The sequence below is a fragment of the Phormidesmis sp. 146-12 genome, from assembly GCF_052939495.1.
Window position 1 is genome coordinate 1 of the sequence record NZ_JBJPHS010000157.1, and the last position, 11472, is coordinate 11472.

The window sequence follows — 11472 nt, forward strand, 5'->3', positions numbered from 1 at the left end:
TATCGACACTGCATAGTACAACACCCTCATTCATCCCTCTATTATGCAACGCCTTTAATTCGTTCCCAGTAGTCATTTCTCAGCGCGTAATGGCGAGGGTTCATCAGATTTTCTCAAGCATTGATAGTTCAAGTCTAGCCAAGTGATGACACGCCCTAGCCATTTGTCCAGCTTGAGATCTACCAATTCATCTGATGCGATCGCTTCCTTTCATACCGCATCCTGGAATCAGTCAATCTTCAGCTCACACTATGACTTCTGAAAATAATGCATTGTCAGCATTCTCAAATCAATTAGCCGACGCGGTAGAACAAGCCGGACAGTCTGTTGTCGCGGTGAATGCTCGTCGGAGACACGCTTCGAGTGGGGTGTATTGGCGATCGGGCATCGTGGTTACAGCCGATCACACCGTCAATCGCGATGAAGAAATCAGCGTTACTCTACCGGATGGACGCAGCGTTTCGGCCACGGTTGCGGGTCGTGATGCGGGGACGGATTTGGCCTTGCTCAAACTGCAAAATGTGGAGCGATCGATCGCTCAAATCGGAGACTCTTCGGCCCTGCGAGTCGGGGAAATGGTGCTGGCGATCGCTCGCTCTAGTGAAGGGGCAACCAGTGCCAGTCTGGGAGTAATTGGCTCGATTGGGGGCAGTTGGCGATCGTGGCATGGTGGCCGCATCGACCAATTTATTCGCCCTTCGTTGAATCTGTATCCAGGATTTTCGGGTGGGCCGCTGATCAATGCTCAAGGACAGGTGATCGGTATCAATACGGCCGGCCCGCGACACATGACGCTTTCAATTCCAGTGGCAACGGTCAATCGCGTCGTCGATCAACTCCTGCAAACTGGACGAATCGCCCGTGGCTATCTGGGATTGGGAATGCAGCCCGTTCGATTGCCCGAAACTCTATCTCGATCGCTCAATCTTTCTAAAAGCGGCGGCGTGATCGTAGTTAGCATCGAGCCAACTGGCCCTGGAGACCAAGCGGGTGTTTTACTGGGTGACATCATCACCGCATTAGATGGAACGGCGATCGCTGACATTGGAGACGTTCATGCGGTACTCGATCCCGATCGCGTTGGACAGCCCATCACAGCCCAAATGATTCGCGGCGGTGCCTTGATCGAAACCACGATTACCGTCGGCGAAAGACCAGGGAGAGAAAAATGATTCAGACAGAAATTGTGGCGATCGCCGATCGCTTGCGTCGCTCAACGGTGCAGATTCGATCGAGCAAATCGGGGGCTGGATCGGGCGTGATCTGGTCGTCAAATGGACTGATTATCACCAATGCTCACGTCGTCAGGGGTCGAGAAATCCAGGTAGAACTCTCCGATGGGCGAGTCTTGCCAGCCCAAACGATCGCTCAAAGCCTTCAGCGAGATTTGGCCGCTTTGCAAATTGATGCGACGAATCTTCCGGTTGTTGAAGTCGGAGATAGCGATCGCCTGCGGGTCGGTGAGTTTGTGTTGGCGGTGGGCAATCCTTTGGGTCAAGTTGGGGCGCTGACAACGGGCATTATTCACACGGCTCCCGGTTCCTGGATTCAAGCTGATATTTCACTCGCTCCGGGCAATTCGGGGGGCGCATTGGCGAACGCTCAAGGTCAGATTGTGGGTATCAATACGATGATTGTCTACGATCGCGGCTTTGCCATTCCCAGTCATGTTGTGCAGTGGTTTCTCAAAAATTACGCCGATCGTCCCTATCTGGGCGTGACCTTGGAATCGGTGAGCGTCATGTTGGGCAAAAAACCTACCTACGGGCTGCTCATCACCCAGATCGAGGCAGAAAGTCCCGCAGAAGCAGCCCACTTGTTGCCGGGAGACATTCTGATTGGAGTCAGAGGCACCCCCTTCCAAACGATTAACGAACTGTTTCACATTCTGGAGCGATCGCACACAGGAGACGGGCTACCTTTAGAAATTTTGCGTGGGGGCGTTTCCAAAACAATTGAAGTGGTGTTGTACGGGCGATCGACGGATGAAGCGGCAGCAGCGTGAGGAGTTCCCATTGATTGGCGTTTTGGTGGTGGCGCGATCGGCGGTGATGCGGGCAGGTTTGGAAGCGCTAATTGCGACCGATTCGGCTTTTGAAATTGTCGGAAGCACTGCCTATTCTGACCTGTTTGCTCAAATCGAGCAGCATCAGCCCCAAGTGGTGTTGTGGGAGTGGAGCGAAGAGGAAGAAACTTTCCCAACTTTGCTGACAGAGAATGGGTTTCAGCCTGTGATCGTGCTGTTAATTGATGATCTGTCTGAAGGTGCGATCGCCGAGTTGCTTCGGGCAGGCGTTCGGGCGATTTTGCCAAGTGAAGCGTCCGCAGATGAAATTATGGGCGCGATCGTCGCTGCCGCTTCGGGTCTAACGGTTTTGCATCCCGACATCACAGACGTTCTGTTGCCTACGCTCCCCAGTCCCCTTCCTGATCTGCCGTCTCAGTCACTCACGCCTCGCGAGATCGAAGTTTTGGGAATGCTGGCAGAAGGCTTGAGCAACAAAACGATCGCCCGTCGTCTCATGCTTTCTGAACACACGGTGAAGTTTCACATCAGTTCACTGTTTAGTAAGCTCAATGTCTCCAGCCGTACCGAAGCCGTGATTTTGGGCGCTCGACAGGGACTAATCTTGCTGTAGTTGAGCCGTCTAAAATTTAATTAACGTGAATTCGATGGAATCTTTCGCTGCGGTTGTTGATCCAGGTAGCCTCCTAAATCCCCCAATTCTGGGAGACTTTGAACTGAAAATCTTGGTCTAAATCGCTTTCCCAGTCTGCGACGGCAGACTTCGTTCTTGTAGGCGCGGTTTGAACCGCCCATCTAATTCGCAATCCTCAAACGATCGGCTGCAACACCCGCACTTCTCCGATCGGCTGCAACACCCGCACTTCTTCGATCGACTTCACCTTTGGAAAATGTTTGTCCACTAAAGCGGGAATTTCTTTGGCGCTGATTTTGCAGTAGCGAGCTTTTCCAGGCATGACCACATTCGGCCCTTGACCGCAATTTTTCATACAGCCCGTGCCTTTGATGGTCACGTCATCCAACCCGCGATCGCCCAACGCCGTCTCTAGCGCCTGACAAACTGCCTTGCCGCCTCGCTTCATACAGCCCGACTTTTGACACACCAAAATATTAGCTTTTGACTTGCTGGGTTGAATCTCTGGCTTAATCGCATCTGGCTTAATCGCATCGGTGGGCACGATCGGCACAACTGAGTAAGCTTTCAGTTTCGCAAATTCGCTTTCCAACTCAACTTTCTTCGTGCCCTCAACGCTCACCCAATCACCCGGAATTAGCACCCGTCCCAGTTTTGCCCTTGCTTCTTTAGACAACTTAATAAAACATTCACCATCCGCTGTCGCCAATCTCAGTTGCTTGATTTTGTAGCCATCTTCAACGATGTAGCCCAAAAACCGCCCTTCTAATCTGAATGCAGATTGACTTTTTTTCGATTTCCCCATTGTTCGATTCCTTGATGATGGTGGACGTTGAATGAATTTGTGAAGCTCTAATTAAAGTCAATTCGATGAGAGTTTTTCGCTTCGTTGTTCCCGGCTTCTGCCCCGCAACTTTGGGAACTTTCAGACCAGATTTTTGATTCAAAGTCCCCCAGAATTGGGGGATTTAGAGGGCTGCCTGGATTGACAACCGCAGCGAAAGATTCCGTCGAACTAACCTTAGACTAGTGAATTGACCAGCAGCGATCGAGCCATTGGGTCAAGGTTTGACGCGGGGCGGTTAACTGCTGAATGACGCTTCTGACTTGCAAAATGTCAGTCAAGTTGTTGACATCAACTCGGAGAAAGCCGTCAGAGGTCAGAGTACAGGCGATCGAAAGCTCTTGAAGGCGGTAGTGGGCAATCCAGCGATCGCCGCGAGAAATTTGCAAGATTTGTCCAGGAGCGGGCTGAGAATGCTTCATGAGTGCCGGGTAGTTGAGATAGATTCTTAACTTTTGTTGAGCGAGATAGACGAGTGTCCTGGTTTCAAGAAGAGCTTTTTAACAAGGAACTCAGTTTGTCGAAATCAGATGCTTTGTACTAGATAGATCAATCGTCAGTGAGCTTCAATTTATTGCGAAAGATATTCAATAGAATATAAGAATCAAGATACAGCAAAATCTTTTATTTGCAAACACTTGTCATTAAGCTTGCCCATTTCCTCACAAAAACAAAGCGCGGAAATAACGACTAAACCGCTCCTAAAACAGGACACAGTAATTCGTCACATCCGCGACTTTCAACTATTTAAAACGATTAAGCTGCCTTGCCTCTCTAAAGGTTAGAGAACAGAAAATCCTTTAATTCAAGGTTTGAGAAGTGCCGTTGCGAGACAACTTTGGCGAAACGGGAAGTTTTTGAGCCGTTTGTAACGACTGCACCAACTGAGCCAGCGCCGACTCTAGCTGCACGCCTGGATCTTGAGCAACCCAGCCCTGAGTCGTCAATTGCCGAAACTCAAAGTGTAAATGAGGGCCCGTAGAATTGCCCGTACTGCCGACTCGCCCAATCACCGTGCCTTGCTTCACCACTTCTCCAGGCTTGACAAAGATTTCTGATAAGTGAGCGTAGAGGGTTTGCTGAGTGCCTTGAGTGTGTTCTAGGGCGATCGCCAGCCCATATCCCCCAAAGAAATCAGCCAGCATGACGCGACCTGTCAACGCCGCCAAAACCGGAGTCCCCATCGGTGCGCCCAGATCCGTCCCTGAGTGATGTCGCTGATCGCCCGTAATCGGATGAACTCGCCAGCCAAACACCGACGTAATCACCGAAGGAATCGATAAAGGAAACAGCAAGCGCACATTATTGTTTCCAGGAATTCCGAGTGGGCGAACGCTGCGATTGTAATAGTTTTTGACAAAGGCGGACGCAGACAGCGGAGTTGTCACCGGAGGCACTGTATTTTCCAAACGTCGCTCATAGCTGACTCGCTCAACTCGAATCGGAGCCGCCTGAGCCGTAGAGTAGCCGCCTGTAAAGCCACTCGATCGCTCCCTTGCCACTTCTCTTGGACTACCACAAGTCCCATTTGCCAAGGTTTTTCCCGCTTCTAAAGCAAATTCACAGCCAGAGGAGCGATCGGTAAAAACGATCGTGCTGGGTGCTTCGTACTCATTCGCTGGGGAAGCCGTGGATGGAGAAGTTGTGGATTGAGGAACCGTCTCAATTTGAAGAGCAGGCGGTTCGGGTTTTGCTGAAGCGGGAGAGACCGCAGAGGGCATCAGATCAGAAGCCGTCTGAGAGACAGAAGGAGCCGCCTTAGACGGGGTAGAAATTACGATTTGAGGAATGTCAGAGGGAGCCTGCGCCAGGGCAACTCCACTACTTAGAATGCCAACTCCGCTCAGGCAGCTTAACCGTTTTAGTAGAGAACGCTGTCTCCAAAAGCTTTGGGCATTGCGCGGCTGACTCATCAACACTCTCCTCGATAAATAGGACTGGGATAGCTCTCAGACTTGTCGCCCACGATCGTGCGAAAGTTCCGACATAGCTTGGGACGAGACGGAAGCGAGAGAAATGCTCGATCGAGCGGCTCACCCAACTCCGTAATCTTGCTCAACCCTAGTTAAACATATCCCAAGTTTTTGACTCTGATCCTCGAAAATTCTACGAGCAATTGCTGCCTAACGGACACTTTATTTGTAAATTTACGGGGGGCGATCATACTTTCTTGATACAGCCTTTATATTTCAAATCCGACAACTTGAGGAATCCGTTGCTAAAGTGAACCTAAAATCTAGCAAAATCCGTTATGCACACCTGGCACTGGCAAACCTGGAATGAGCTTCCCTATCTAACCTGTAGCTTGCTGAAATCGTGGCAGCACGGCTTTTTTACGCAGCAATTTTCTCCGCGATCGCCTTTCCTCCTGACCGAAGTTCTCAATCCCAATGCCAGCGCTTACCGACTTCAGCAAGTCCACGGAAACAACGTGTTAGCCCCTTCGGAGATGCCCGACTTTTCAGCAGAGAATTTTTTGGCGGGAGATGGTCTGATCAGCGACCAGTTTGGTCAAGCTGTCTGGGTGTGTAGTGCAGACTGTACCCCCGTGCTGATTGCCGATACGCAAACGGGACACGTCTCCGCGATTCATGCAGGCTGGCGAGGAACTTCTCAAACAATTGTGCCTCACGCGATCGCTCGACTTTGCGCTCAGGGCAGTCAGCCATCCGATTTACGCATTGCGATGGGGCCCGCGATCGCAGGTGAAGTTTATCAAGTATCTACCCATGTCGCTGTCGAAGTGGGAGCGACGGTACTGGCGATCGATCCAGACAGTCCGCTAGAAGCCAGCATAGAGCGACTCTTGGCCCTACCCAATTCCCCCATACTCCCCGATGCGACCCCAGGGCGAGTCCGATTAGACGTGCGACGGGTGAATGCGTTGCAGATTGAGCAGTTGGGCATCAGTCCCGATCAGGTGGCGATCGCGCCTCACTGCACCTATCAAGACGCGACCAAATTTTTCTCCTATCGTCGCGAAAAGCTCAAAAAAGCCCAATGGTCAGGCATCGTCAGTCAAAATCCCACAAGCTAACCAGATAACACAATGAAGTTTTTTCGCTTCGGTACCCAGCGCGCCAGCCCCTCAATTCCCAATTCTGGAGAACTTTCGGACGAATTTTTTGGCTCAAAGTCCTTCGCGTCATCCCCCATCCCTCATCCCTCATCCCTCATCCCTCATCCCTCATCCCTTCTACCTCCCTCCCCAAAGCTTTTAGCGAAAGACTCCGACTACTCTCGGCATTGGGAAAGTGAGCATTGATTGCCAGCGCATTGTTGTAGCTCTCGATCGCCGCCTGATGTCTGCCCAATCGCCCCAAAGAAACGCCCCGACTGTACCAGGCTTTATCAAATTGAGGATTTAAACTCAACGCCTCGTCATAGCTTTCGATCGCCGCCTCAGTCTGTCCCAAGTGCCCCAGGGCGCGGCCGCGTCGATACCAACTGTCAGCGCAAATTGGATAGATTGCTAACGCTTGATCAAAGCTAGCGATCGCTGCCTCATATTGATGCGTTTTGCGAAGGGCAATGCCGCGACTAATCCAGGCATCATGAAAGTCAGGTTTTAGGGTGAGAGCCTGGTCATATCGGGCGATCGCGTCTTCATCAAACCCCAAATGCTGATAGGCGCACCCTTGATTGTGCCAGGCTTCATACAAATCGGGTTTGAGCGTCAAAGCTTGCTGATAACTGGCGATCGCATCTTCGTACAGACACAGCGCCTCTAGCGTATTGCCCCGGTTGTACCAGGTTTCGTGAGAATCGGCGTGAAGGGCGATCGCTTTGTCGTAACTTTCTAAAGCTTGCTCGTGAGAGCCGAGTTTGTGCAAAATATTGGCGTAGTTGTACCAGACTTCGTGTAAGTCAGACTTGATGCGTAACACTCGTTCGTAGCAAATTAGCGCCTCCGCATAGCGCCCCAACCGATTAAACAGGTTGCCCTGATTGTAGTGAGCATCGGAAAAATGGGGACGAAACTTGAGGGCCCGATCGTAGCTCACGATCGCTTCATCATAGCGGCGCAGTTGAGTCAGCACGATCGCCCGATTGTACCAGCCCCGCGCGTAGTCCGGTTTGAGTTTGAGCGTTTCTTCGTAGCAGTGCAGCGCCTCCCCAACCGACCCCAACTTCACCAGCGCATTGCCCCGGTTGTACCAGGCTTTGTAGTTGTTGGCGTAGAGGTCAAGCGTGCGATCGTAGCTGGCGATGGCTTCTTCATATCGTCCCAGTTTTGCCAGGATCATGCCTTGATTGTGCCAGGCGGGAGCAAAGTCAAATTTGAGAAGGATGACTTCTTTAAAGCTGGCGATCGCCGCTTCATATTGTCCGAGTTCCTGGAGTGCTCTCCCTCGCTCATACCAACCGATGTACCAATTGGGATACCGCTCTAATGCTTTGTCAAAGTAGGCGATCGCCCCTTCGTAGGAGCCAGCTTTGCTCAGTTGCCGTCCTTGATGAAGCAGAAATTCGATTTGCGAATTGAGAGGTTGACGCATATCCTCACAGACTGGGGACATGCTCTTCATATTAACGTGGAGTGCGATCGACAAATTACTACGGTCAAGATTTAACACGGTTGCAGACGCGAGAAATCGCCTGTAAGACTCTTCCTACAGACGATTTGTAATGTGAAGTACCCAACTCTGATGCTACGCATACAGAGCGGGCTTCCAGTTTCATCGGTCAGTGCCACGTTGGGGAATCTCGCGAACAAGATTTCGTACCGAGTACGATCTTGGTCTTACCTGTCCTCCGGAGGTGTGCTACACGCGCTGTGAGCCTAACTCCCGCAGCAGATTGCTCTACTACCCTGGCAGCAACCCTGCTTCCCAAGGTTGTTGATTTCAATTCGACAAACGCATCTTGGATTTACGGAAATCTCCGACCAGCAGGACTTGTTTCTTTCCCGTTGCTCATGCTCGTTCCAGGGCGAGTTAGACTCAAGCCTTTTGTTGTCAGCCATGCGGGTGGGTCAACGACCAATACAAGTATATCAAACTCTCTCGTTGCGTTTGTAAGAGAGTGGCGCTTCTTCGCCGTCCCCAAGCTCTTGTTCAGCTACGCTTCACATCGGTTAAGGGGACAGTTCATCAACGCCCTGGCTTTCATCCCGACGCTCAATCAAAGATTAGAGCGCAAGACTTCCCGCCGAATAGTCAAACAGACAACAACTGCCGACCCAACGCTTGAGCATCGTTTAAAGCCAGTTGCGGCTCTTTGAGATTGAAGTTCAACGCCAAGTTAGACACTCTGCCTTGGTAAGTGAGATTGACATTTAGCAACACCCGCCCGCCCGAAGCGGTATTGAGGTCAGCGTCAAAACTCGCCGAATTGATTTGCAGCAGATTGGCTAACCCAAACCGTGCAATGAAATCATTGGCAGACGCGGCGGCTCCTACACCTCGCTTGGTTAGCGCCAACGTTTCTTGAGTTGCGGTTAACGTTCCAGTCGCAGTTTTGAGCAGTGCCAACGGCCCAGACACTCTGAGATCAAGGTCGATCGGAGTCGTATTCAGCCCTCGTCTCGCCAACTCAAGCGCTCCCTTGGCGATGGTGAGTCCGCCTGTTGCCCCTTTTAGTGCCGTTTCGAGTCCTGCAATCTCAAGCCCTAACTTGGTGATGCGGGCAGCGTTGGCGGGGCTGGGAATGCCAGGAGAACAACTCGTCTTACCCGTAAACGGGTTTTTGATGCAGATGTCGGCTGGCTTGAGGCGAGCAATCTCCTGCTGTCGGGAGCGAATGCCATTACTAAGTTCGTTGACTTTGACTTGCTTGGTGTTGAAGTCTGCTTGAGCGCTGTCAAACTTCTGTTGAGCCGCCGCCCGTTCTCCCCGGACGATCGCTCGTTGTTGATCCACCGTTTGCTGAAGACTATTCACATCTCGTTGAGCCGCATCGACTCGTGTTTGAGCGATCGTGATATCGGCTTGCGCTTTGTCTGCCGCTTGTTTGATGACTTGCGTGGCTTCGGTTTTGATGAACTGCAAGAGATCGGTTTGCATCGTCGCAGAAACTCGGAAGTTTGCCCGATCGGTGAGTCGCGTTCCGCTTGCCCGCATACTGCCGCCAAACCGACCAAACAAGTTACCTGACACCGCAAACAGGAAAGAATTCTCGCTGACGTTAATGCGAGTTTCACCCCGCAGACCCAGAAGTTGAACGGCTCCAGACACATCCATCGTCGGGATTTGGTTAGGCTTGATTGCGAGGAATACACTCGGTTTGGGTTGACCGTTTGCTCCCGTGAGTTGGAAGATGCTGAGGTCGATCGGGTTCAGTTCACCGCGAAGGTCGGCACCTTGATCGCGGTCGATGCTCATTGCCACAGAGCCACCCAGCCCGAATAAGTCCAGCGAACCACTACATTCAAAGCGTCGATCGCTGATTTGCACATCGCCACTAAACGCCGTTTTGTCAGCAATCTTGAGATAGCTGCGTCCCTCTAATCGGAAGGCGGTGCTGTTTTTAGGCTGAATGGCGACTCGACCTGCAAAACCCATCTCGATCGTATCCGCAACTTTGCCAACCATTTGGAAGCCAGTGGCGAAGCCTGTCGAGCCAGATGCCGCCAACCCAAACGTCGTCTCAAAACTGGCGAGATTCTTCACCGCACACTTGCCTTTGAGGAACACCACAAGTCCCTCTTCGTTAGGAGTCGTGACGGTCGGCAAGATGCTCAAAACTGAATTGACTGGCGCGGTGGATGCTAATCCGAGTTGTGAATAGGCGATTTGTTTGAGGGCAGGTTGAGCGGCAGTCTGTCTAAATTCGTTGGGCGTGGTGACGAGCCAGCCGAGACTTCCTGACAGGGCACCAAATGAGACGGCGGTGTTGCCAACCCGATCGGACAGCGGCATCGCCTGAATTAAGTCGTTGACAGAAAGCGTCTTCATGCCGTTCATTAGTTTGGCAAGACTGGCGTAGGCGTTGATTTCGGGGCCGCCTTTGTCGTCGCCTAAGAGCGTTCCGTTAGGACTCAGGTATTTGGGCAACTCTAAGAAATTCTTTTTGAGGGAGAAGGTGAGATTGAGGTTTTTGGGAGCCGAGTTGGGGTCGAGGAGGAAGTCTCGATCGGTAAAGAACTGTTTGAAATTCGACAGCAGTTTCCCGGCTTCTGCAAGGTCAAAGGTCGGCATCGGAAACTGAGCATGGGCACCCAATTCAACGCCTTCTAGCCCCAAGTATTCAATGCCAATCTCGTCATAGAACAAGGGAATCGGAATCGGAATCACCGTCTGATACACAATCACCATAAATAGTTTGTCGAGAATCAATCGACGGTGCAGACTGCGCGACGAGGGCAGCGGATTGTTCTCAATTTCAGGTAACAGCAGTGAACTCGCCAGCGTTACCAAATCGAATTGGTCTAGCGTTGCATCGACTTGCAGCAAGAACAAGCTACCGCCTGCCAATTCGCCAAACGAGATGCCGCGAAGCTGTACACAATTCAGAACGGGCAAGACTCCCATTAGCGCCGGAGACATCAGCTTAATCGGCGGATCGCCTTCTTTGACTCGTGCATCAAGCCGCACGCTGCCTTCGGGGGTGACGGCTAAATCAAAGTCAAAGCTCTGAGGAATCTCGATGTTGAGATATTGCTTAAAGCTATCGGGCAACTCGTCTAAATGGTCGCCAATCACCGTCAAACTATCCTTAATTTCGGCAGGAAGGTTGGCTCCGATCGCGCCCAATTCAGCAATCAATTCATCGACTTTAAAGTTGCCCTGATCATCCACAATCTTGATTTCTTTGAGCGGCACACTGTTGGGCAACGCATCCGCCGCACCTTGAAGTTTGCAGGCTTTGAGCAACTGTTTCATCGGAGTCATCGGCAACGCCAAGGGCTTAATCGTCTCAAATCCGCCGCTGGCCATAAAGCTCGATCGAGTCAAGTCATACTTAAACACAGGCACTTTGAACTTAACTTCGCCAAATTCGCCCTCGTTGCCAAGCTTGCAATACCAG

General features: G+C 51.5%; 10 protein-coding genes. 4 read left to right on the forward strand and 6 right to left on the reverse strand.

Annotated elements, in window-relative coordinates:
- Positions 1-251: 251 nt before the first annotated feature.
- Genes ACKFKF_RS32215 through ACKFKF_RS32225 form a run of 3 tightly spaced genes read left to right on the forward strand, consistent with a single transcriptional unit; the run spans position 252 to position 2639 of the window.
- On the forward strand, positions 252-1172 hold the full coding sequence (locus ACKFKF_RS32215) for a S1C family serine protease (protein ID WP_446871487.1): 921 nt from the start codon (positions 252-254) through the stop codon (positions 1170-1172).
- Complete coding sequence (locus ACKFKF_RS32220; protein ID WP_446871488.1) at positions 1169-2005, forward strand: S1C family serine protease; 837 nt, start codon at positions 1169-1171, stop codon at positions 2003-2005. Before ACKFKF_RS32215 ends, ACKFKF_RS32220 begins: the two co-directional genes overlap by 4 nt.
- A complete protein-coding gene (locus ACKFKF_RS32225; RefSeq protein WP_446871489.1) occupies positions 1986-2639 on the forward strand; it encodes a response regulator transcription factor in 654 nt (217 codons plus the stop codon). The genes ACKFKF_RS32220 and ACKFKF_RS32225 overlap by 20 nt, the downstream gene beginning before the upstream one ends.
- 196 nt (positions 2640-2835) lie before the next feature.
- Here the strand turns inward: ACKFKF_RS32225 and ACKFKF_RS32230 are convergent, their stop codons facing one another.
- The 4 genes from ACKFKF_RS32230 to ACKFKF_RS32245 all read right to left on the reverse strand — a co-directional run bounded on the left by ACKFKF_RS32230 (position 2836) and on the right by ACKFKF_RS32245 (position 5563).
- The gene (locus ACKFKF_RS32230; protein ID WP_446871490.1) at positions 2836-3465 is read right to left on the reverse strand and encodes a (2Fe-2S) ferredoxin domain-containing protein; all 630 of its coding nucleotides are present in this window, start codon (positions 3463-3465) and stop codon (positions 2836-2838) included.
- A gap of 221 nt (positions 3466-3686) precedes the next feature.
- A complete protein-coding gene (locus ACKFKF_RS32235; protein WP_446871491.1) occupies positions 3687-3926 on the reverse strand; it encodes an Asr1405/Asl0597 family protein in 240 nt (79 codons plus the stop codon).
- Between the two features lie 378 nt (positions 3927-4304).
- Positions 4305-5417: a peptidoglycan DD-metalloendopeptidase family protein gene (locus tag ACKFKF_RS32240; RefSeq protein ID WP_446871492.1), complete on the reverse strand. Its 1113-nt coding sequence runs from the start codon at positions 5415-5417 to the stop codon at positions 4305-4307.
- Positions 5417-5563: a hypothetical protein gene (locus tag ACKFKF_RS32245; protein ID WP_446871493.1), complete on the reverse strand. Its 147-nt coding sequence runs from the start codon at positions 5561-5563 to the stop codon at positions 5417-5419. The genes ACKFKF_RS32240 and ACKFKF_RS32245 overlap by 1 nt, the downstream gene beginning before the upstream one ends.
- Before the next feature lie 192 nt (positions 5564-5755).
- On the opposite strand from ACKFKF_RS32245, the gene pgeF reads away from it, so the two are divergent.
- Positions 5756-6541 (forward strand): peptidoglycan editing factor PgeF, encoded by a 786-nt coding sequence (gene pgeF, locus ACKFKF_RS32250; RefSeq protein WP_446871494.1) that lies wholly within the window; start codon positions 5756-5758, stop codon positions 6539-6541.
- 136 nt (positions 6542-6677) lie between these two features.
- On the opposite strand, the gene ACKFKF_RS32255 is transcribed toward pgeF, so the two are convergent.
- Complete coding sequence (locus tag ACKFKF_RS32255; protein WP_446871495.1) at positions 6678-8003, reverse strand: tetratricopeptide repeat protein; 1326 nt, start codon at positions 8001-8003, stop codon at positions 6678-6680.
- A 660-nt stretch (positions 8004-8663) separates the two neighbouring features.
- The coding region (locus ACKFKF_RS32260; RefSeq protein ID WP_446871496.1) for a hypothetical protein at positions 8664-11472 on the reverse strand (2809 nt) is incomplete at its 5' end.